Source organism: Pseudonocardia sp. Ae505_Ps2 (assembly GCF_001932425.1).
Lineage (GTDB): Bacteria > Actinomycetota > Actinomycetes > Mycobacteriales > Pseudonocardiaceae > Pseudonocardia.
On record NZ_MCIP01000001.1, the window covers coordinates 821217 to 841823 of the forward strand.

The 20607-nt window shown below is 74.2% G+C and carries 19 protein-coding genes; 7 read left to right on the forward strand and 12 right to left on the reverse strand.

What is annotated here, in order from left to right; all coding sequences use genetic code 11:
• Positions 1 to 65: 65 nt before the first annotated feature.
• Complete coding sequence (locus Ae505Ps2_RS03735; RefSeq protein ID WP_075333916.1) at positions 66 to 1784, reverse strand: RNA-binding domain-containing protein; 1719 nt, start codon at positions 1782 to 1784, stop codon at positions 66 to 68.
• 155 nt (positions 1785 to 1939) lie between these two features.
• Between Ae505Ps2_RS03735 and Ae505Ps2_RS03740 the strand changes: the two genes are divergently transcribed.
• Positions 1940 to 2833, forward strand: coding sequence for an aminoglycoside phosphotransferase family protein (locus Ae505Ps2_RS03740; RefSeq protein ID WP_075329703.1), 894 nt, complete (start codon positions 1940 to 1942; stop codon positions 2831 to 2833).
• 17 nt (positions 2834 to 2850) lie between these two features.
• On the forward strand, positions 2851 to 3753 hold the full coding sequence (locus tag Ae505Ps2_RS03745) for a 1,4-dihydroxy-2-naphthoyl-CoA synthase (RefSeq protein WP_075333918.1): 903 nt from the start codon (positions 2851 to 2853) through the stop codon (positions 3751 to 3753).
• Between the two features lie 4 nt (positions 3754 to 3757).
• Here the strand turns inward: Ae505Ps2_RS03745 and Ae505Ps2_RS03750 are convergent, their stop codons facing one another.
• Positions 3758 to 4039 carry a hypothetical protein gene (locus Ae505Ps2_RS03750; protein ID WP_075310014.1) on the reverse strand — a complete coding sequence of 94 codons (282 nt, stop codon included), beginning with the start codon at positions 4037 to 4039 and terminating at the stop codon, positions 3758 to 3760.
• A gap of 182 nt (positions 4040 to 4221) precedes the next feature.
• Here Ae505Ps2_RS03750 and menE point away from each other — a divergent pair, with 182 nt between their 5' ends.
• From menE to Ae505Ps2_RS03765, 3 genes are all read left to right on the forward strand, one after another.
• A complete protein-coding gene (gene menE / locus Ae505Ps2_RS03755; RefSeq protein ID WP_075310012.1) occupies positions 4222 to 5439 on the forward strand; it encodes an o-succinylbenzoate--CoA ligase in 1218 nt (405 codons plus the stop codon).
• 226 nt (positions 5440 to 5665) lie between these two features.
• Positions 5666 to 7420 (forward strand): hypothetical protein, encoded by a 1755-nt coding sequence (locus Ae505Ps2_RS03760; RefSeq protein WP_075553409.1) that lies wholly within the window; start codon positions 5666 to 5668, stop codon positions 7418 to 7420.
• A gap of 135 nt (positions 7421 to 7555) precedes the next feature.
• Positions 7556 to 8428 (forward strand): 1,4-dihydroxy-2-naphthoate polyprenyltransferase, encoded by an 873-nt coding sequence (locus tag Ae505Ps2_RS03765; protein ID WP_075310008.1) that lies wholly within the window; start codon positions 7556 to 7558, stop codon positions 8426 to 8428.
• A gap of 163 nt (positions 8429 to 8591) precedes the next feature.
• Here the strand turns inward: Ae505Ps2_RS03765 and Ae505Ps2_RS32425 are convergent, their stop codons facing one another.
• A complete protein-coding gene (locus Ae505Ps2_RS32425; RefSeq protein WP_075310006.1) occupies positions 8592 to 9119 on the reverse strand; it encodes a DUF4229 domain-containing protein in 528 nt (175 codons plus the stop codon).
• A gap of 300 nt (positions 9120 to 9419) precedes the next feature.
• Here Ae505Ps2_RS32425 and Ae505Ps2_RS03775 point away from each other — a divergent pair, with 300 nt between their 5' ends.
• Positions 9420 to 9632, forward strand: coding sequence for a BldC family transcriptional regulator (locus Ae505Ps2_RS03775; protein WP_043276768.1), 213 nt, complete (start codon positions 9420 to 9422; stop codon positions 9630 to 9632).
• An 85-nt stretch (positions 9633 to 9717) separates the two neighbouring features.
• On the forward strand, positions 9718 to 9951 hold the full coding sequence (locus Ae505Ps2_RS03780; protein ID WP_020622554.1) for a hypothetical protein: 234 nt from the start codon (positions 9718 to 9720) through the stop codon (positions 9949 to 9951).
• A gap of 129 nt (positions 9952 to 10080) precedes the next feature.
• On the opposite strand, the gene Ae505Ps2_RS31755 is transcribed toward Ae505Ps2_RS03780, so the two are convergent.
• From Ae505Ps2_RS31755 to hemB, 9 genes are all read right to left on the reverse strand, one after another.
• Complete coding sequence (locus Ae505Ps2_RS31755) at positions 10081 to 11520, reverse strand: MinD/ParA family protein (RefSeq protein ID WP_075334363.1); 1440 nt, start codon at positions 11518 to 11520, stop codon at positions 10081 to 10083.
• Between the two features lie 868 nt (positions 11521 to 12388).
• Positions 12389 to 13345, reverse strand: a complete 957-nt coding sequence (gene ccsB / locus Ae505Ps2_RS03790) for a c-type cytochrome biogenesis protein CcsB (RefSeq protein WP_020625495.1) — start codon at positions 13343 to 13345, stop codon at positions 12389 to 12391.
• Between the two features lie 6 nt (positions 13346 to 13351).
• Complete coding sequence (locus tag Ae505Ps2_RS03795) at positions 13352 to 14998, reverse strand: cytochrome c biogenesis protein ResB (protein ID WP_075310002.1); 1647 nt, start codon at positions 14996 to 14998, stop codon at positions 13352 to 13354.
• On the reverse strand, positions 14998 to 15861 hold the full coding sequence (locus tag Ae505Ps2_RS03800; RefSeq protein ID WP_075310000.1) for a cytochrome c biogenesis CcdA family protein: 864 nt from the start codon (positions 15859 to 15861) through the stop codon (positions 14998 to 15000). The genes Ae505Ps2_RS03795 and Ae505Ps2_RS03800 overlap by 1 nt, the downstream gene beginning before the upstream one ends.
• Before the next feature lie 96 nt (positions 15862 to 15957).
• Positions 15958 to 16557: a TlpA disulfide reductase family protein gene (locus tag Ae505Ps2_RS03805; protein WP_075309998.1), complete on the reverse strand. Its 600-nt coding sequence runs from the start codon at positions 16555 to 16557 to the stop codon at positions 15958 to 15960.
• Positions 16554 to 17213, reverse strand: a complete 660-nt coding sequence (locus tag Ae505Ps2_RS03810) for a histidine phosphatase family protein (RefSeq protein ID WP_075309996.1) — start codon at positions 17211 to 17213, stop codon at positions 16554 to 16556. The genes Ae505Ps2_RS03805 and Ae505Ps2_RS03810 overlap by 4 nt, the downstream gene beginning before the upstream one ends.
• 2 nt (positions 17214 to 17215) lie before the next feature.
• On the reverse strand, positions 17216 to 18529 hold the full coding sequence (gene hemL / locus Ae505Ps2_RS03815) for a glutamate-1-semialdehyde 2,1-aminomutase (protein ID WP_075309994.1): 1314 nt from the start codon (positions 18527 to 18529) through the stop codon (positions 17216 to 17218).
• A 49-nt stretch (positions 18530 to 18578) separates the two neighbouring features.
• Complete coding sequence (locus Ae505Ps2_RS03820) at positions 18579 to 19268, reverse strand: hypothetical protein (protein WP_139320124.1); 690 nt, start codon at positions 19266 to 19268, stop codon at positions 18579 to 18581.
• Positions 19269 to 19512: 244 nt separating this feature from the next.
• The gene (gene hemB, locus Ae505Ps2_RS03825) at positions 19513 to 20493 is read right to left on the reverse strand and encodes a porphobilinogen synthase (RefSeq protein WP_075309990.1); all 981 of its coding nucleotides are present in this window, start codon (positions 20491 to 20493) and stop codon (positions 19513 to 19515) included.
• Positions 20494 to 20607: the final 114 nt, after the last annotated feature.

Here is a 20607-nt window from a genome sequence, read left to right on the forward strand (position 1 = left end):
GGGCTCCGATCCACGGGAACTGCTCGTGGCCGGCGCCGTCACGACGCTACCCGGGTCACCGACAACTACCGCTCCCGCCGGCGGCGAGCCGAGACCGGGAACTCTGGGCCTGGGCTGTACCTCACCGCGTTTCCCCGAGTCTGCTCGGAGGTACGGATGACGACGCCTCGCTCCACGAGCTCTCGAAGGATCGCGGAGCCGCGGTGGACGTCCACGTCGAACAGGTTCTGCACCGTTCTGTTGTTGATCGACCCGTACTCTTGGACGTGCTCGACGATCTTGCGGTCCCGCTCGTCACTCGGGGCTCGGTGGTACGCGACGGCGGATCCCAGCTCAGCAAGCACGGGGCCGCGGAGCCGGTAGTTGGGCTGCCTCCGATGAGCGGTCCCCTGAGTCGGTTCCAGAACGGCGGCCTCTCCCTCCGCCAGCCGGCGCAGCAAAGCCTGCGTGTCGTCGAGCGAACGCTGGATGACAGATGCCACGGCGGAGGCCGCGACGCTGCGCCTGCGGCGAAGGACGGCGAGGATCAGCAGGACATCCAGGTCGTCCCGCCGCTCCGGACCGAGTTGGTTCACATACCGTGCGACCCTCATATTCGGCTGATCGGAGACGAAAGTCACCGAGACCTGGTCGCGGTCCTCCGTGATTCTCGGGGGATTGCGGCCCACCCTGAGCATCTCCCGGTACATGCGGTCCACCCCGAGCCCCACCTGCTCCACCAGCCCGAGATGGCGGAGCGCTCCGAACAACGATCGGAACCGGGCCCGGTGAGGGTGACGCAGGATGTTCTCCGGAGTCACGCCCGCCACAAGGGGACCGGGCGAGGTGATCGTCAACCAGTCCGGCGAATGTTCGACCTGGATGGGTCGGCCGGTCCGGTGGTCTCCGTGAGCCACTGCGTTCATGACGGCTTCACGCACGGCGGCCATCGGAAAGTCCTGGACCTGCAGCTGTTGTCCACCGGTGAGATTGAGCGGTGTAGCTGTGAGCCGCAGCTCGATGGCCTCGAGCAACCGTTGCATGGCCACCAACAGCGGTCCGTGCAGGTGCAAGATCGTGTCAGCCTCGCCGGAGGCGGCCTTGCGGTGCTGATAGACGATCTCCGGCTGCGCAGAGGCCTCCCGCCTGCCGAGGAGTACGACTCCGGCGTTTGACAGTCGTCCGCGAGCAGTCAGCAGACCAAGTCCAGACAACAGCTCGCGGTCGTCGGACGCGCGCAATGCGGTGGCGCCGTCGGTCGGCACTGCCTGCAACAACTCTCGCACCCGGACCAGGGCCGACGGATCCGCCACCCCTGCGGCCACCCTGCTGGAGCGGGATGACCAGTCCTCCCCTCGGCGTTCCTCCCGTAACCGGCCGACGTCCTCAGCCGTCATCGGCGGGCAGTCCGTTCCTCGGCGCCAGCAGTAGCGTCCCGTCGATGTACTGACGACCTCGATGCCCTCGGGCACGTCGACCCGAAGCAGGTCGACGCCCTCGAACGTCAGACGAGTCACCACGACGTCCAACGAGGGCGTTGTCCGTTCGTAGATTCCGTGCCGGACCGTGTCCGGGTCCATACTCGTTCCCACGATCCCGGCTGGGCCGGCGATGTCGTCAGCCACTCCGAGGACCAGAGTCCCGCCGGTGGCGTTTGCGAAGCAGACAGCTGCCTCGGACAAGTTCACCAGGGTGTCCTTCAGCTTCCCGGACGCCTGCTTGAAGTCCAGGGTCGAGGTCTCGAGCTTGCGAGCAGTCGTTCCGGACCGCACTCGTCGGAGGGCTTGCTCTACCTCGTCCGCCACTTTCGTCTCCCTTTTGGTGAACCACCCATGGGTAGTTCACCAAAAGTAGCAGCAAAAGTGGAGCGGCTCGCTGTCGACGAGCTCCCGTCGGAGCCCCTCCCGCCGTCGACGGGAACCCGGTTGCGTGATCCGGATCGCCTCGGCACGCTGCGCCGATGCCCCGTGACGAGCTCGCCGACACCGTGGTGCGTACCTGGGGCCCGGCGGGCGCGACCTGGCTGGCCGCCCGGGACCGGCTGCTCGGCGACCTCGCGGGCGAGCTGGACCTGGAGCTCGGCGCGACGCTGCCGCAGACCTTCCACGCGGTGCGCGCGGTGACCTGCGCGGACGGCACCCCGGCCGTGCTGAAGGCCGGCGTGCCCGACGGCCACCTCGACGCCGAGACCGCCGCGCTGCGCGCCTGGGACGGCGACGGCGCGGTCCGGCTGCTGTGGGCCGACCCGGCCCGCGGGGCGCTGCTGCTGGAGCGCGCCGAGCCCGGCACCGAGCTCACGGCCGTGCCCGACGACCGGGCCGTCGAGGTGATCGGCGGGCTGCTCGCCCGGCTGCACCGCGCACCCGTCCCGGCGGGGCTCGACCACGTCGCGGTCGAGCGGGCGGCGTTCGACGCGCACCTGGCCCGCCCCGACGCGGTCCTGCCCCGGCCGCTGGTGGAACGGGCGGCGGCGGTGTGGACGCAGCTGTGCGGCTCCGCGGAGCGCGAGGTGCTGCTGCACGGGGACCTGCACCAGCACAACGTCCTGGCCGCGACCCGCGAGCCGTGGCTGGCGATCGACCCGCACGGCCGGGTCGGCGACCCGGGCTACGACTGCGGGCAGCTGCTGTACAACCCCCTGGACGCCGACCCGGCCGAGCTGGCCCGCCGCGCCCCGGGCCGGCTGGAGCGGCTCGCCGACGCCGTCGGGATCGGGTGGGACCGCGCGGTGGCGTGGGGGTTCGCGGTGTGCGTGCTGTCGGAGGTCTGGGACGCCGACGGCGACGCCGGGTGGGCCGGCCCCGGCCCCGCGCTCGCCGTCGCACGGCGGCTGGCGCCGCTCGTCGCGGACTGAGTCCTTACAGTGCGGCCATGACCGTCTCCGAGACCTTCGATCCGGACGCGTGGACGCCGGTCGACGGGTTCGACTTCCGCGACATCACCTACCACCGCGCCCGGGGCACCGGCGCGGTCCGGATCGCGTTCGACCGCCCCGAGGTCCTCAACGCCTTCCGGCCGGGCACCGTCGACGAGCTGTACCGCGCCCTGGAGCACGCCCGGACCAGCTCCGACGTCGGCGCGGTCCTGCTGACCGGCAACGGCCCCTCCCCCAAGGACGGCAAGCGCGCCTTCTGCTCCGGCGGCGACCAGCGCATCCGTGGCCGCACCGGCTACCAGTACGCCTCCGGGGACACCGCGGACACCGTCGAGCAGGGTCGGGCGGGGCGGCTGCACATCCTGGAGTGCCAGCGGCTGATCCGCTTCATGCCCAAGGTCGTCATCGCCGTGGTCAACGGCTGGGCCGCCGGGGGCGGGCACTCGCTGCACGCCGTCGCCGACCTCACGATCGCCTCCCGCGAGCACGCCCGCTTCAAGCAGACCGACGCCGACGTCGGCTCCTTCGACGGCGGCTACGGCTCGGCCTACCTCGCCCGCCAGGTCGGCCAGAAGTTCGCCCGGGAGATCTTCTTCCTCGGCCGGACCTACAGCGCCGAGCAGATGCACCACATGGGCGCGGTCAACGCCGTGGTCGACCACGCCGAGCTGGAGACCGAGGCCCTGCAGTGGGCCCGGGAGATCAACGGCAAGTCGCCGCAGGCCCAGCGGATGCTGAAGTACGCGTTCAACCTCGCCGACGACGGCCTGGTCGGCCAGCAGCTCTTCGCCGGCGAGGCGACCCGGCTGGCCTACATGACCGACGAGGCGGTGGAGGGCCGGGACTCGTTCCTGGAGAAGCGCGACCCGGACTGGTCGCCCTTCCCCTGGCACTACTAGGTCCTCACTCCGCGGTCGGGCGCGGCCGGGGCACGGGGACCGGCCGCGCCGCGGCGCCCCGCGGGCCGCTCTGCTGCGGGACCGCGACCGCCGGGTGCTGCGGCACCGGGGCCGGGGCGGGGGCCGGCACCGGGGCCGGAGCGCCGACCGGGCCGGACGGCAGCTCGAAGGCCAGTGCCGCGAGTTCACCGGCGTCCGCACGGTGCCCGGAGCCGGCGGGCCGACGGCAGCGCAGCGAGCGCGGGCTCCCGGTCGGGGACGCGTCGGCGGAGGCGGTGTACGGCATGGTGAGCTCCTTCGAACCCGTGACCGGCGGGCGGGTGCGCCGCCGCTCTCGCCCCCTGAGTCGGGCGGGAGGCCGTCCGCGTTGCACGTGCCCTACACCGTTCCCCGAATCTGATGAAAGAGGCCGTTCGGACGCTGCTTCCGGTTGCGTGCGTCACGGCAGACAGGGTTGACAGCATGACTGTGCGCGCACTTCCGGTGGACGGCTCCGCGGAGTCGGTGACCCGGCTGGCCGCCGCGCTGCGGGCCGCCCTCCACGGCACGGGGCCCGCGGTGCTGCCCGTGCGATCCGGGCCCGGTCCGGATGTGGGCGCCGGGCAGGCCGACATTGGGCACGCCGCCGCGCTGCCGGGGCCGGTGGCGCGGGCAGCAGCCGCCGGGGAGCTGCCCGACGGGCTGGTCGCCGTCGTCGCCACGTCGGGATCGACCGGGGAGCCCAAGTACGTCGCGCTCACCGCGGACGCGCTGCGGGCCTCGGCCGCGGCAACGCACGCCCGTCTCGGCGGCCCGGGGTCGTGGCTGCTCACGCTGCCCGCCGAGCACGTCGCCGGGGTCCAGGTGGTGCTGCGGGCCCTGCTCGCGGACACGGCCTGTGTGGTCCAGGACGTCCGCGACGGCTTCCGGCCCGACGGCCTGGCCCGTGCGACCGGGCGGATGGCGCACGGCACCCGTCGCTACACCAGCCTCGTCCCGACCCAGCTGGCACGGGTCCTCGACCACGGCGCCGCCCCGCTGTACGCCCTGGCCGGGTACGACGCCGTGCTCGTCGGCGGGGCGGCGCTGGACCCGCGGCTGCGCGAGCGCGCGCTCGCCGCGGGGGTGCGGGTGGTCACCACCTACGGGATGAGCGAGACCTGCGGCGGCTGCGTCTACGACGGCGTCTCGCTCGACGGCGTCGAGGTCACCCTCGACCCGGCCGACGGTCGGGTGGTGCTGGGCGGGCCGGTCGTCGCCGGCGGGTACCTGGGGGCACCGGAGGCGACCGCGGAGGCCTTCGTGTCCGACGGAGGCGTCCGCCGGTTCCGGACGGGGGACCTCGGCGCGCTCGCGCCGGACGGGACGCTGACCGTCCTGGGCCGGGCCGACGACGTCGTCAACACCGGGGGCGAGAAGGTCGCGCCGGCCGCGGTGGAGCGGGCGCTCCTGGCGGTCGACGGCGTCCGCGCGGCGTGTGTCGTCGGCCTTCCCGACGACGAGTGGGGTCAGATCGTGGCCGCACTCGTGGTGCCCGCCGCGGCCGCCCCGGACGATCACGCCCTGCGCGCCGCGGTCCGCGCGGCCTGCGGTCGTGCCGCCGTACCGCGGCTGCTGCTGCGGGCCGACACCGTGCCCGAGCGCGGGATCGGCAAGCCCGACCGCACCGCCGTCGCGGATCTCCTGATGCGGGCACGCTCCGCCTGACCGCTCACCCAGCGGAGTTGTCGGTCACGTTCAGCAGTGGGATCGCGCCGTTGCGTCACGGTCTCCACCACCCGATCCGCGTACACACCTTGGAGTTGGTTCACACAGAGTGCGTTGCGTGCGCCCGTGAAATCGAGTGTGCTACGACCACTGGCGACTCAGAACCCACACCCATCACAGGGTTCCCCGTCGTCACACGAGTCACAGCTATCAGCGGGGGTTGTCCATGCGCAGCATCACGCGGGCCGGGCTGCGGGCCATCGGTCTGCTCGCCGCGACCGGCGCGCTCTGTGCCGCCGCCACGGTCCCGGCGATGGCCGACGAGCCGGGCACGACGTGGCAGCCGGAGCTGAGCGAGGGCACCGGCAACGGTGTCGTCGTCTCGCCCGACGGGGCCCGGTTCGACCGGTCGACGGCCTTCGGGGCCCCGGCGGACGAGGGGGACACGGAGTCCTCCGCGGACCCGGCCGAGGTCGTCCCCACCGGGCTGCTGACCCTCGCTCCGCACACCCTGGACACCCCGACCCGCGAGGTCGACTCCCGGCTGGTCGCGGACACCCCTCACGGTTCGACGGCGTCGGTCGACGTCCGGGGCAAGCGGGCAGGCGGCGGCTGGACCGAGTGGATCCCCGCCGAGGGCTCCCGCACCGAGCTGCCGGAGGCCGTCACCGAGGTGCAGGGACGCCTGGTCCTCACCGCCACCGGCGCGGCCGATCCGACCGTCCGGGAGGTCACCCTCACCGCGACGCCGAGCGCCGGCGCCGAGGGCGAGCCGCTCACCGAGGCCGCTCCGCGCAGCTACTCGGTGTTCGTGACCCGCGAGGGGCTCGTCGGCGGCACCACCGCGAACGGCCACAAGATCGTCAACCGGGACCGCTTCGTCGCGCTGCCGTCGCGTCGGGCGCTCTCGGCCAACGGCAAGACCGACTACTCGGTGAAGGTCTGCGCCCCCAACGGCCGCTGCGCGATCGCCCCGGTGTGGGACATCGGCCCGTGGAACACCAAGGACGACTACTGGAACCCGTCGAACGAGCGCCAGATGTGGAAGGACCTGCCCCAGGGCGTGCCGCAGGCCGCGGCCGCGCGCAACGGGCACAACGGCGGCAAGGACCAGTTCGGCCGCAAGGTCGCCAACCCGGCGGGCATCGACCTGGGCGACGGCATCTTCTGGGACGTCCTGGGACTGAAGGACAACTCGCAGGTCCAGGTCGACTACCTGTGGACCGGGTCGCAGCGGCTGTCCGCGATCCGCACCGAGGGCGCCCCGGACGTGCAGATCCTCGCCCGGCCCGAGACCGGCGCGGAGTCGGTCGGGATCGCCGTCGACGCCACCGAGGTGCCGGTGCAGTGCACCTCCGGCGCGTTCGTCCGGATCGGCGACGGCCAGTACCTCCCGACGACGGCGTTCGCCGGGCTGCCGGGCGACGTCCCGGCCTGCGACGCCCCGGCCGCGCCCACTCCGTCCGACGCCTCTGCCGCCGGGCCCACGCCCGCTGCGCCGTCCGCGCCCGGCGCCTCGGCTGCGCCTGGTGGGTCTGCTGCGCCCGCCGCGTCGGGTGGTTCCACTTCTCCCGCCGCGTCCGGCGGCACCGCTGCTCCCGCGGCGTCCGGCGGCACCGCCGCTCAGGCGGCCGCCGGCTCCGCTGCTCCGGCGGCGCCCGCCGGGCCCGCGGCCTCCCCCGCGCCCGGCGGGTCCGCGACCTCCCCGGCACCCGGCGGGTCCGCCGGGGCAGCCGGCTCACCGGCTCCGGCCGCTCCCTCCGCCCCGGCAGGCGCCGCACCGGCCTCCCCCGCACCGTCGCCCTCCGGGGCGGACCGGCCGGGCACCGGGGCTCCGGCCGCCGGCGGGTCCACGGCGGGCACCCCCTCGCCCGGGCCCACCCCCACGCCAGCGCCCACGAGCGACGTCCCCGACGGCGCCAGCCAGGCCGCCCGCGTGATGCCCGGCTCGGCCCAACGGGCGCCCTCCGGCACCCCCTGACCTCCCGGGTCCGCAGCCACCCCCCTGGGCCGGTCCTCACACCCGTTGCAGCGGGTGTGGCGACCGGCCCAGGGGTGTGGCTGTGAGGTGGGACGGTTCCGGCGGGACGGCGGCGCGGCGGGATAGGTTTCCGGGGTGGCCACCACGGCAGAGTGGGTCGAGGGCGCGCGGCCGCGCACCCTTCCCACCGCGATCTCCCCCGTCCTCGTCGGGACCGGCGCCGCGCTCGGCGCGGGCGCCGTCGCTCCCGGCTCCGCACTGCTCGCCCTCCTGGTGGCGGTCGCGCTGGTGATCGGGGTGAACTTCGCCAACGACTACTCCGACGGCATCCGCGGCACCGACGACGAGCGCGTCGGCCCCCAGCGCCTGGTCGGCTCCCGGGCCGCCGACCCGGCCACCGTGAAGACCGCGGCGTTCGCCTGCTTCGGGATCGCGGCCGTCGCCGGTCTGGTGCTCACGGCGGTCTCGGGCCAGTGGTGGCTGCTGCTCGTCGGGGCCCTGTGCATCGTCGGGGCCTGGTACTACACCGGCGGATCGCGGCCCTACGGCTACGCCGGGCTCGGCGAGGTCGCGGTGTTCGTGTTCTTCGGCCCGGTCGCGGTGCTGGGAACCATGGTGACCCAGGCCGGGCGCGTCGACGCCGCCGCCGTCGGGGCCGCGGTCGGTGCCGGGCTGCTGACCTGCGCCGTGCTGGTCGCGAACAACCTGCGGGACATCCCGGGCGACCGGGTCGTCGGCAAGCGCACCCTCGCGGTGCGGCTCGGGGACCGCGGCACCCGGATGCTCTATCTCGCGCTGGTGCTGGTGCCGTTCGTCGTCGCGGTCGGTGCCGCGTTCGACCGGCCCGGCGTGCTGCTGGCGCTCCTCGCACTGCCCGCGGCCGTGCGGCCGGTGCGGATCGTGCTCGGCGGGGCACAGGGCCCCGCGCTCATCCCCGTCCTCAAGGACACCGGCCTGCTCCTGCTGGCCTGGGGCGTGGCCGTGGCGGTCGGGCTCGCGTTCGGCTGAGACCGGTCCCGGCACCGCCGGCGGATCGATCCGTCCCCGGACCGAGGCGCGCCGTCCGCACGTCGGAGTACGGCCGTCGGCCGTGCCGGGTCGATCCGTCCCGGGGGGCCCGCGGGCCCACACGCCGGAGCGCGACCGGCAGGCGGGCCGGGGCGTCCGACCGTCAGCGGGCCGGGCCGTCGGCCGCCGACGGGGCCGGGTCGGACCCGGCGGACGCCTCAGCGCCGTCAGCGCCGTCAGCGACCGACTGCGACGCGGCAGACGGGAAAGCGCCCGACGGAGACGCGGTGGACGGAGACGCGGTGGAGGGTGCTCCGGTCGCCGACGGGGACGTGTCGGCCGACGGAGAGGCCGGCTCGGCGGGTGTGACCGGGGTCGGCGGCGGGCCGACGTCGCCGCGCAGCTGGGCACGCAGCGACGCCCGCTCGGACGACCGGCGGGCCGTCGACGCGGCGATCGCCCGGTCCAGCCGCTCCCGCAGCCCGCGGAACAGCACCATCGACAGCGGCAGCGCGACGACGAGCGCCACGAGCAGCGCGACGAGCCACGGCACGCCGATCAGCGCGAGGACGACCGTCATCACGGCGAGCAGACCGAGCCGCGCGAGCGTGTAGAGCGCCACCGTGGTGGCCAGCCCGGGCTCACCGGCACGCTCCCGCGCCGCGGCCTGCGGCGGGGTCGGAGACGTCATGGCCACCAGGGTACGGGCCGGACCGGCCGGGCCGCGGCTGCCCGGTTCCGCCCGGGCCCGGCACGGACGTCCGGATCGCCGCCACCCCACCGGGTGGCGGTCCCTCCCCGGATGCCCCCGGCTGTCCGGTTCGACTCGTTCACCGGCTTTGCCCTTTAAGAACCCTTTACCCACACAACACCGTTCGAGTACCCGGGGTCTGTGGTGTCACGATGGCCCGGAAAGAGAGAGCGGTACCCGGCCGGATGCCTCCGGCGAGCACCGTGACACATACTCCACGTGCACTTCGGGAGGATCCCCATGGCAGCTCCGACTCAGGCACCCGAGCGACTTCTCACCCCGGGTGAGGTGGCCACGCTCTTCCGCGTCGACCCCAAGACCGTGACCCGCTGGGCGTCGGCCGGGCGGATCGGCTCGATCCGTACGCCGGGCGGACACCGCCGGTTCCGCGAGTCCGAGGTCCGTGGCCTGCTGGCCGACCTCACCAGCGAGGCGAACAGCGGCTTGCGCTGATCCGGACCACGCACATGGGGTGAGGGTCTCGACTTCACCCGTACGTCAGGCCACCTTCGCTAGGCTGGACAGCGGAGGTGGCCTGATGTTGTTCTTCCTGATCCTTCTCGTCGGCGCGGCCGTGGTCGCGGTGCTGCTCGTGCGGACCCTGCGGTCCGAACAGGTGGTCTCCGACCGCATCCCGCGCGCGGAGTTCCCCTGGTCATCGGGCCAGCGACCCGAGAAGCCACGGGCGACCGGCCCCGACGACGACCCCGACTTCCTGCGTGAGCTCGACGAGAAGGTCCGCAACCAGGAGGACCCGCCCGAGCGTCCCTGAGCGGGTTCGCACGGCCGGCACCTCCACCAAGACGCCTTTACCGAAGGGCGGTCCCCCTGACCGGGCGGACCGCCCTTCGGTGTCTCCGCTCACATATCGGGCGTCGCCAGGCCCGTCCGTGGCCCGGGATCAGACCGGGAAGCCGTCGGCGACGGCCGCCGCCAGCTCCAGCAACGCCGTGCGGGTCGCCTCCTCCAGGCGGTCCAGGTCGATCTCCGCGCCCTCCTCCAGGTGCGGGTCGAACGGCACCTTGACCACGGCCCGGCACCGTCCCGAGAAGTGCTCGGCGACGCGGTCGAGGTCCACCCCGCCACCGGTACCCCGCCGGTAGACGGTGTTGATGACGACGACGGCGTTGCGTACCAGCGCCCCGTAGCCGTGCGCGTCGAGCCAGTCCAGGGTCGCCGAGGCGCTGCGGGCCCCGTCGATCGAGCCCGACGACACGACGACGATCTGGTCGGCCATCCCCAGCACGCCGTACATCGCGGAGTGCATCAGGCCGGTGCCGCAGTCGGTCAGGACGAGGTTGTAGAAGTGCTCCAGCAGGTCGACCGCGCGCCGGTAGTCGTCCTCGCTGAACGCCTCCGACACCGCCGGGTCCTGCTCGCTGGCGAGCACCTCGAGCCGGGACACACCCTGTGAGGTGTAGGCCCGGACGTCGCTGTAGCGGCGGACGCGGTCGGCGTCGCGCAGCAGGTGGCGGACGGTCGCGGTGGTCTCCAACGGGATCTTCTGGCTCAGCGTCCCGCGGTCGGGGTTGGCGTCGACGGCCACCACCCGGTCGCCACGGTGCGACGCGAACGTCGCCCCGAGGGTCGCGGTGACCGTCGTCTTCCCGACCCCGCCCTTGAGACTCAGCATCGCGATCTTGTGCGAGCTGATCAGCGGGCGGTTCGCGCGGGCCACGAGGTCGCGCCGGTGCAGCTCCGCGGGGCTCTCCCCCGGGTTCACCAGGCCGCCGGTGAGCACGTAGACCCAGCGCCGCCATCCGCTCGTCGGCGGACGCCCCGCGCCGCCGTGCCCCATGCGCGACGGCGCGAGGTCCAGCCCGCCGTGCGGCTCGTCGCCGCGGCGGTGCTGCGCGGCCCGGGCCTCGATCGCCTCGGGGGCCGTCCAGCGAGGCCGCTTCACCCCCGTCTGCGGGCGGCCGCGCGGCGGGGTCAGGGTGCGCTGGGGTCCGGTCTCCGCGGACTCGTCGTCCCACGCCGCGCGCCAGGGACGGTCCGTCTGACGGGGGCGGCGGTCGTCGCGGGACCGGTCGTCACGGGACCGGTCGTCACGGGAACGATCCGTCCGTGGGGTCCCGGGCCGGGCGGGGGGCGTCGGGGCGGCTCCGGCGGGCTCCCGTGTCCCCTCGGTGGGAGCCGCGGCACCACGTCCGGGTGCTGCCGGCTCGGCGTACGGCTGATACCCGCCCCGCGCCGCGCGGCCACCGCTCTCCGTGGGGTCCGCGGGCCCCGGACCCGCAGGATCCGCGGGCGCCGGACCCGCGGGATCCGGGAGCGACCGAGCCGTGGGATCCGGGTGCGACCGCCCTGTGGGGTCCGGGTGCGCCACGGCGGTGGGCACGACCGGTCCGTCGTACCCGGCGGGCGCGGAGCGGTCCGAGGAGTCGTATGCAGCGACCGAGGAGCGGTCCCGGGAGTCGGCTGCAGCAGCCGAGGAGCGGTCCGGGGAGTCCGGGTCGGCCGCCGAGGAGCGGACCGGGGAGTCGGGCGCGGCCGCCGGGGAGTCGTCCCCGGACGTCGTGGCACGGTCGCCGGCGTCGGCGGCCGTGCGCCCCCCGGACCGGTCGGCACGCCAGATGAGGTCCGCGTCGGGGTCGTCGTCGGGCACCGCGGAGGCGGGCACCGCCCACCACGGCTCGGAGTCGGTGCCCCCGGCCCGGTAGAGGCCGGTGTCGTCGGGGCCGTGGTCGTGCACGCCCGGGTCCGGGGAGGCGTCGTCGCGCCGGTGCCGGGGGTCGCCCGCGGAGGCCTGGGCGGGCTCCTCCTCGGCATCCGCGGCCGCCGAGGAGCCGGCGGGGGAGGTCGGGCGCGGGGTCTCTCGCAGGGCGGACAGGTCCATCCCGTGCGGCGGGGTGGACGGGTCGATCTCGTCGACCAGGTCGTCGTCGATCTCGGGCAGCTCGCTGCCCCACGCCGAGCCCGCCGGCGGGGTCTGCGTGCCGATGGCCGCGCGGCCCGGGGCGGGCGCCGACGCGGCGCGCTCGGCGGCCGTCGGGGTCCGCGGCGGCGTGTCACCGGGCTCGGCGGCCGGCTCCGCAGCGTCGTCACCGCCGGTCCGCCTGCGCCGTCCGAAGGACCGGCCGGGGGACTCCGTCGTGGCCCAGCGCTCCCGCACGTAGCGGCCCACCGACCCGTCGGGCTGCTCGCCGGAACCGTTCTCACTCACGGGAAACGACGGTAGCCGGGCGGAACCCGGTGGTCGAGGCGCCTCACACCCCCGCGTACGAGTGCAACCCGGCGACCACCATGTTGATGAAGAACAGGTTGAACACGATCGTGGCGAAGCCCGCCGTGTTGATCCACGCCGCGGCGCCGGAGTTCTTCCACCCCGCGGTGGCCCGGGCGTGCAGGTAGGCGGCGTAGAGCACCCAGGCGACGAAGGCGACGGTCTCCTTCGGGTCCCAGCCCCAGAACCGGCCCCAGGCCGCCTCGGCCCACACCGCGCCGGTGATGATCCCGAAGGTGTAGAGCGGGAACGCGAGCACCGTCACGCGGTACGCCAGCCGGTCGAGCGACTCCGCCGACGGCAGCTTCGCGGCCCACGACGCCGGCTTCCCGTTCCGCTTGACCAGGAACAGCAGGCTCGCCACACCGGGGACGAGCAGCAGGCCGGAGGCCAGCGTGATCGTCGTGACGTGGATGATGATCCAGTACGACTGCAGGGCCGGGACGACCGGCGCCGCGTCGAGGTAGAGCACGGTGCCGGTGACGAACATCAGCAGCACGACCGGCGTCAGCACGAACACCCCGGCCGGGCGCAGCCCCGGGTGCCGGCGCACGAGCACCAGCCACGCCCCGACGGCCATCAGGCACAGCGCCGAGGTGAACTCGTACATGTTGCCCAGCGGCCACCGGTAGGCGGCGAAGCCGCGCAGCACGATCGACCCGAGGTGGGTCAGGAACGCCAGCACCATCAGCGAGATGCCGATCCGGCCGTAGCGGTCGGCGCGGGAGCGGCGGCCGTCGTCGGAGGGGGGCTCCTCGGGCGCGGCGACCGCCGTGGACCCGGCCCCGACCGGGGCGGGCTCCGACTGCCGGGCGGAGGCCCTGGCGACGCGGCGGGCCGCGTACTCCAGCGACGCGAACACCAGCGCCAGCAGCAGCACGACGAGCGTCGCCTGGAACAGGCGGTCGCTCCACATCGCGGTGATCGGGTCGACGAGCATCTCCGGTTAACCGTCCTTCTTGTCCGTCGGGTCGAGCAGCTCGGTCGCGAGCCGGTCGAACTCCTCGCCGTAGCCTGCCCGGTCGGTCCGGGCCAGACCACCGAGGGTGATGCGCGCGCCCCCACCGTCGCGCGGGGTCACCCGCACCCAGAACCGGCGACGCGTGACCGACAGCGACAGCGCGAGGCCGCCGACCATCAGCACCGCCGCGGCCAGCACCCAGGACTGGCCGGGGTCGTGGCCCACCTGCAGGTTCACCCACGGGGTGACGCCGTCGAACCGGACGACCGTGCCGTCCGGCAGCCGGGTGGTGTCGCCGATCCCGAGCCGCGCGGTGGCGACGGAGCGCAGCTCGCCGTCGTCGATCTTGCTCTGGTCGACGCTGAAGATCGACTGGCCGCGGCCGTCGTCGATGCCGAGGTCGCCGAGGAGCACGTCGATGTCGGCGGTCGGCGACCGCAGGTCCGGGTGCACCGACACCAGCCTGCCCTCGGGGTCGACCGCGCCGGTCGGCGCGAACGTCCCGGTGACGGCGATCTGCGTGGTGCGCCGCTGCTCCGGGTCGGTGATGCCGGGGCGCTCGAACTTCGTCGCCCCCTCCGACAGCTGGGTGCCGGACTGGTCGACCGGACGCCACTGGACCTCGCCGGTGCGGCTCTGCCCGTCCGGCCAGGTCACCGTGAACTCCGGGGCGTAGCCGTATCCGGTCAGGTAGACGCGGTCGCCGTCGGTGCGCAGCGGGTGGTTGACCGCGATCTCGTAGGGACGCCAGGTGCTGACGCCGTCACGGACGTCCTGCCCGGTCTGGTACCCGACCGAGGCGCCGAAGGTCGACGGCTGGCCGTTCGGCAGCCAGGTGCCGTCGAACCGGTCGACCTTCACGCAGAAGTCGTTGAGGTCGGTGCCGTCGACGCGCAGCCCGGCGCGGAAGCTGTCGTAGCCGAGGATCGAGCTGTTGCAGAACTCGCTGCCGTCGGCGCGCACGATGACGTCGCCCTCGTAGCCGTACATCTTCCCGCCGGCCAGGCCGAGCAGGATGCCGATCAGGCTGAGGTGGAACACGAGGTTGCCGGTCTCGCGCAGGAACCCCTTCTCCGCCGAGATCGTGCGGGAGCCGTCGTCCTCGGTGCGCTCGACGGTGCGCCAGCCGCGCAGCAGCCGCCGGGCCCTGGCCAGCTCGTCGTCGACGCCGGCGGTGGTGTCGCCCTCGGCGTGGTGCGGCAGCCGCGCCAGGTTGCGCGGGGTCATCACCGGGGGCTGGCGGACCGAGCGCAGGTACTCGCCGGTGCGCGGGAACACGCAGCCGACCAGCGAGATCATCAGCAGCAGGTAGATGGCGGCGAACCACGGGCTCGCGAACACCTCGAACCCACCGACCGCGTCGATCACCGGCGCGATGGTCGGGTTGTCGCGGTAGAAGTCGTCCACGAGGAACGCGTTCAGCGAGCGCTGCGGCAGCAGGGCCCCCGGCATCGCCGCCAGCGCGAGCAGGAACAGCAGCACCAGCGCGGTGCGCATGCTGGTCAGCCCGCGCCAGGTGTTGCGCAGGAACGCCAGCGCGCGGACCAGCGGCCCGGGCCGCTGCGACGACGGCGGTCCGCCGTCCGGTGTCGACACGGACGGCTGCGGTGGGGCCTGCGGCGGGGAGCTCATCAGATCGGCGGGGTGAATCCGGCGATCGAGACCTGCAGCGCGACCAGCCACTGGGACCACAGACCGGACACCAGCAGCGCCCCGACCGCGACCAGCAGCGCTCCCCCGGCGATCTGCACCACCCGGGTGTGGCGGCGCAGCCAGCCCAGCGCGCGCACCGCCCGGGTCGCGCCCAGCGCGATCAGCACGAACGGGATCCCGAGCCCGGCGCAGTAGGCCAGGATCAGCACGATCCCGCGCACCGAGCCGCCCCCGGTGCCCGCGGCGACGGCGACGACCCCGGCCAGCGTCGGTCCGATGCAGGGCACCCAGCCCAGGCCGAAGACCGCTCCCAGCAGCGGGGCGCCCGCGAGGCCGACCCGCGGCGTCCAGTGCGAGCGGTACTCGCGCTGCAGCGCGGGGATGGCCCCGGCGAACGCCAGCCCCATCACGATCATCACGACGCCGCCGATGCGCTGCAGCAGCGCCTCGTTGTCGATGAGGACGTCGGACAGCCACACGACGCCGACCATGATCGCGCCGAACACGACGGTGAACCCGCCGACGAACAGCAGCGCGGCCCCGGCGACCCGCCAGCGGCCGTCGTCCCGGGCCGGTGCGACGGCGGCGGCCACGGCGCCGTCCTGCCCGCCGTCCCGGGGCACGGTCGCGGCCCCGCCCCGGCGGGCGGCGGCGCGGTCGCCCGCCTCGGCCGGGGTGACCGGCGGGGACTGCGCTCCGACGAGCCCGGCGAGGTAGGCGAGGTAGCCCGGGACCAGCGGGACGACGCACGGCGAGGCGAAGCTCACCAGGCCCGCGGCGACCGAGACCAGCACTGCGAGCAGCAGCGGCCCCGAGATCGCCAGCGTCGTCGTCGCGTCCATCGCATCCCAGGGTAGAAGCCCTGCTCGGGGTGCCGCGCGGCGGGTTCTACAGCGTGTAGTTCACCGCGCGGCGCGCGACCGGCCGGTCACCAGGGGTCAGCGGGACGAACCGGCCCGCGGCTCGGCGGCCAGCCGCGTGATGAGCGGCAGCAGGTCGGAGCTGCCGACCGGGACCAGGAACACCGCGGCCACCCGGGAGTCGCGGTCGAGCACGATCGTCGAGGGGACGACGTTGCGCGGGTAGCCGTCGAGCCGGGCCAGGGTGCGGCCGGGCGCGTCGTAGATCGAGTCGTAGGTGATGCCGCGGTCGGTGACGAAGTCCAGGGCGGCCTGTCGGTCGTCGCGGACGTCGATCCCGAGGACGACGGCCTTGCCCTTCGCCGCCTCGGCCACCGCCTGCAGCTCGGGGGCCTCGGTCCGGCACGGGCCGCACCAGGAACCCCAGATGTTGATGACCCGCACCGTGTCGGGGAAGTCGCCGATGCCGACCTGGGTGCCCTCCCGCAGCAGGCTCTCGCCACGCAGGTCGGTGATCGTCTGACGGCTCTCCGGCGGGTCGTAGGTGATGCGCACCTGGCCGCCCGGGGCGACGAACTGGAAGTCCTGGCCCGGTCCCCCGCCCGCGGCGTCGCGGCCCACACCGCAGCCGGCGACGAGCAGCAGCAGCCCGAGCAGGGCGGGCAGCAGGCGGCTCATGCGCCGGTCACCATCGCGCCGCTCGGGCCGGCCGGCTCGGCGTAGCGCAGCCCGGTCATCCGGGTGCCGATGAACTCGATGCTGGTCAACGAGGCGAGCGCGCACTGGCGGCGGCGCGGGTCGTGCCAGAGCCGCTGGCCCATCAGGTAGCGGCGCAGCGTCCAGATCGGCAGCTGGTGCGACACGCACACGACCTCGCGGCCGGGGGCGAGCGCCCGTGCGGCGTGCACGGCGCCGAGCATCCGGTGTGCGATCGCGATGTAGGGCTCGCCCCAGGACGGGGTGAACGGGTCGCGCAGCTGCCGCCACACCTGCGGGCGCTTGAGCGCGCCGTCGCCGACGCCGAACCGCTTGCCCTCGAAGAGGTTGCCGGACTCGATCAGTCCCTCGTCGGTGTGGATGTCGACGCCGTGGGCGTCCGCGATCGGGCGGGCGGTCTCCTGCGCGCGCTGCAGCGGCGACGCGACGACGGCCGCGACGTCGTTGCCGTCCAGGTACGCGGCGACGGTCTTGGCCTGGGCCCGGCCGTGGTCGGACAGGTGGTAGCCGGGGATGCGGCCGTAGAGGACGCCCTCGGGGTTGTGCACCTCGCCGTGGCGCAGCACGTGCACCACGGTCACCGGTCCCGACGCGGGCGGGCTGGTCCGGTCACCCATGGTCAGACCCCGTCCGGTCGGGTGGCGGCGGCCGCGGCGCCCGCGGCGGCGGCGAGGCCGGTCTCGATCCGCTCGAAGGCCTCGTCGTCCAGCGCGGTGGAGACGAACCAGCCCTCGAAGGCGCTGGGCGGCAGGTAGACCCCGTGGTCGAGCATGGCGTGGAAGAACGCCGGGTAACGCCAGGTCTCGGCGGCCTTGGCACCCGCGTAGTCGGTGACCGGATCGGCGGTGAAGAACGGGGAGAACATGGTGCCCGCGTACTGGATCGTGTGGGCGACGCCCTCCCGGTCCAGCGCCGCGGTCACCATCGCGCCGATCCGGTCGGCGTTGGCCGCCAGGGTGGCGTAGACGGCCTCGTCGGCGTGGCGCAGCGTGGTGAGCCCGGCGGCGACGGCGACGGGGTTCCCGGCGAGCGTGCCCGCCTGGTAGACCGGCCCGGCCGGGGCCAGGTACGACATGTGCTCGGCGGACCCGCCGAACGCGGCGGCGGGCAGGCCGCCGGACATGACCTTGCCGAAGGTGTAGAGGTCCCCGGCGACGCCGTCGCAGCCGAACCAGCCCTGACGCGAGGCCCGGAAGCCGGTCATGACCTCGTCGATCACCAGCAGCGCGCCGTGCTCGTGCGCGAGGTCGCGCAGCGCGGCGTTGAACCCGGGGACCGGCGGGACGACCCCCATGTTCCCGGCGGCGGCCTCGGTGATCACGCAGGCGATCTCCGGGCCGCGCTGCTCGAACACGGTGCGGACGGCGTCGAGGTCGTTGTAGGGCAGCACCACGGTGTCGGCGGCCTGGGCGCCGGTGACACCCGGGCTGGTCGGCAGGCCGAGGGTGGCGATGCCGGAGCCCGCGTCGGCGAGCAGCGCGTCCACGTGGCCGTGGTAGCAGCCGGAGAACTTCACGATCCCCGTGCGACCGGTGATGCCGCGGGCGAGCCGGATGGCGCTCATCGTCGCCTCGGTGCCCGAGTTGACCAGGCGGACCTGCTCGACAGGGGTGCGGTCGACGATCTCGGCGGCGAGATCGATCTCGCCCGGGGTCGGGGTGCCGAACGACAGCCCCTGCGACGCCGCGGACCGCACCGCCTCGACGACGGCCGGGTGCGCGTGCCCCAGGATCATCGGCCCCCAGGAGGAGACGAGGTCGACGTAGGTGGCGCCGTCGGCGTCGGTGAGGCGGCAGCCCTCGCCCGAGACCATGAACCGCGGGGTGCCGCCGACCGAGTTGAACGCCCGCACCGGGGAGTTCACCCCGCCGGGGATCAGCTCGGTCGCCCGCTCGAAGAGGCGGGCCGACTCCTTCGGTTCCGGGTTGCTCACGGTGGTCCCTGCGCTTCCGGTGCTCACGGGCCCAGTCTCGCAGCCGGTGTCAGGACCGGCTCGCGGCCCCGAGCTTGCGGGCGGCGTACCACTCCTTCGCCGGGCGACCGAACAGCAGCGCGACCCCGGCAGCGGCGACGCCGACGACCAGCACCGCGAACACGGGCTGTCCGCCGATCAACATGATCAGCAGTAGTGGGATCCCGTAGAGCACGAGCAGCACGATCAGCGCGATCCGCGCCCCGGCAGCACCGAGGAACGCGGCGACCGCCAGCGCGATCCAGACCAGTGCCAGCACCAGGAAGACCACGCCCATGACCCGCACCGCCTGGCCGAACTGGGCCATCGTCATCCCGGACGCGGCCAGCGCGGCGTCGAACTCCCCGCGCGGGATACCGGGGTCGTTCAGCAGCGACTCGTTGACGGTCACGAACAACGAACCGATTCCGGTGACCACGAACGGCACCGCCGCTGCGATCAACGCGACGAGCGCGGTCACGACCTGACGAGGCCGGGCCGGACGGCCCTGTGGCCCGCTGCCGAGACCCGCCGGGGGCGGTCCCCAGCCCGACGCGGTGTTCGCCGGCGCGGCGGGTGCCTGCTGCGGCGACGGCGGCGGCATGGAGCCGCCGTGCCAGCCGTTCGGGTACGGGTTCTGCGGGTACTGCGGGTAGCGCCCCGTCGACGGCCCGGGCCGGTAGTACTGCGGGGCGTCGTGCTGTCCGGGGTCGCTGCTCACGTCGTCCACGGTAGCCGTGCCGGTGTCCGGTTTGCCACGTTCGGCGGTACCCGACGGCGCGATTCACTCTTCGCCGGACGCCCGGCGCCGGGGCCGAGCTCGGGATCGGGGCCCAGGGTCTGCGAACTCGCTTACCGGGTAAGCGAATTCGGAGAAAGGTGGCCTCGCCGGCGCTTCCCCGGGCCGCCCACGGCGGACACGCTCTCCACCGCGCGAACAGAAGATCGTCCCGACGGTGGCGGGATCAGCCCCGGTCGAGCCAGGACGCGACCTCGGTGGCCCAGTAGGTCAGGATCACGTCCGCGCCGGCGCGGCGGATCGAGGTCAGCGTCTCCATGATGGTCCGCTCGCGCTCGAGCCAGCCCCGGGCGACGGCGGCCTCGACCATCGCGTACTCACCGGAGATCTGGTACGCCGCGACGGGCACGTCGGCGACGTCGGCCACCCGGGCCAGGATGTCGAGGTAGGCCAGGGCGGGCTTGACCATCACCATGTCGGCGCCCTCGTCGAGGTCGAGCGCGAGCTCGCGCAGGGCCTCGCGCGCGTTGCCGCCGTCCTGTTGGTAGGTCTTGCGGTCGCCCGTGAGCTGCGAGTTCACCGCCTCGCGGAACGGGCCGTAGAACGCCGAGGCGTACTTCGCGGTGTAGGCGAGGATGCCGGTGTCGGTGAACCCGGCCTCGTCGAGCGCGGCGCGGATGACGCCGACCTGGCCGTCCATCATGCCGCTGGGCCCGACCAGGTGAGCGCCCGCGCGGGCCTGCTCGACACCCAACCGCGCGTAGATGTCCAGCGTCGCGTCGTTGTCGACGCCGCCGTCGGCGTCCAGCACGCCGCAGTGGCCGTGGTCGGTGAACTCGTCGAGGCACAGGTCGGACATCACGACCAGGTCGTCGCCGACCTCGGAGCGCACGTCGCGCAGGCCGACGTTGAGGATGCCGTCCGGGTCGACGGCGCCGGAGCCGGTCGCGTCGTGGTGCTCGGGGACGCCGAACAGCATCACGCCGCCGACGCCCGCGGCCGCCGCCTCCGCGGCCGCCTTGCGCAGCGAGTCGCGGGTGTGCTGCACGACCCCGGGCATCGAGCCGATCGGGACCGGCTCCGTCGCGCCCTCACGGACGAACATCGGCAGCACCAGCTGCCGCGGACGGACCTCGGTCTCGGAGACCAGCCGCCGCATCGCGGGGGTGGTCCGCAACCGTCGGGGACGCTGCGCCGGAAAACCCATGCGGACCAGGCTACGACCGCCCCGGACACACGTCGGCCCCGCACCACCTCGGAGAGGCGGTACGGGGCCGGACGGGGACGGCTCAGCGGCAGTGCCGATGCGCCCTTCGCACGC

Coding starts and splice junctions, on each gene's coding strand:
- Ae505Ps2_RS03740 (WP_075329703.1), top strand. CDS start 1,940: ATGCCCCGTGACGAGCTCGCCGACACCGTGGTGCGTACCTGGGGCCCG.
- Ae505Ps2_RS03745 (WP_075333918.1), top strand. CDS start 2,851: ATGACCGTCTCCGAGACCTTCGATCCGGACGCGTGGACGCCGGTCGAC.
- Ae505Ps2_RS03750 (WP_075310014.1), bottom strand. CDS start 4,039: ATGCCGTACACCGCCTCCGCCGACGCGTCCCCGACCGGGAGCCCGCGC.
- Ae505Ps2_RS03760 (WP_075553409.1), top strand. CDS start 5,666: ATGCGCAGCATCACGCGGGCCGGGCTGCGGGCCATCGGTCTGCTCGCC.
- Ae505Ps2_RS32425 (WP_075310006.1), bottom strand. CDS start 9,119: ATGACGTCTCCGACCCCGCCGCAGGCCGCGGCGCGGGAGCGTGCCGGT.
- Ae505Ps2_RS03775 (WP_043276768.1), top strand. CDS start 9,420: ATGGCAGCTCCGACTCAGGCACCCGAGCGACTTCTCACCCCGGGTGAG.
- Ae505Ps2_RS03780 (WP_020622554.1), top strand. CDS start 9,718: ATGTTGTTCTTCCTGATCCTTCTCGTCGGCGCGGCCGTGGTCGCGGTG.
- ccsB (WP_020625495.1), bottom strand. CDS start 13,345: ATGCTCGTCGACCCGATCACCGCGATGTGGAGCGACCGCCTGTTCCAG.
- Ae505Ps2_RS03795 (WP_075310002.1), bottom strand. CDS start 14,998: ATGAGCTCCCCGCCGCAGGCCCCACCGCAGCCGTCCGTGTCGACACCG.
- Ae505Ps2_RS03800 (WP_075310000.1), bottom strand. CDS start 15,861: ATGGACGCGACGACGACGCTGGCGATCTCGGGGCCGCTGCTGCTCGCA.
- Ae505Ps2_RS03805 (WP_075309998.1), bottom strand. CDS start 16,557: ATGAGCCGCCTGCTGCCCGCCCTGCTCGGGCTGCTGCTGCTCGTCGCC.
- Ae505Ps2_RS03810 (WP_075309996.1), bottom strand. CDS start 17,213: ATGGGTGACCGGACCAGCCCGCCCGCGTCGGGACCGGTGACCGTGGTG.
- hemB (WP_075309990.1), bottom strand. CDS start 20,493: ATGGGTTTTCCGGCGCAGCGTCCCCGACGGTTGCGGACCACCCCCGCG.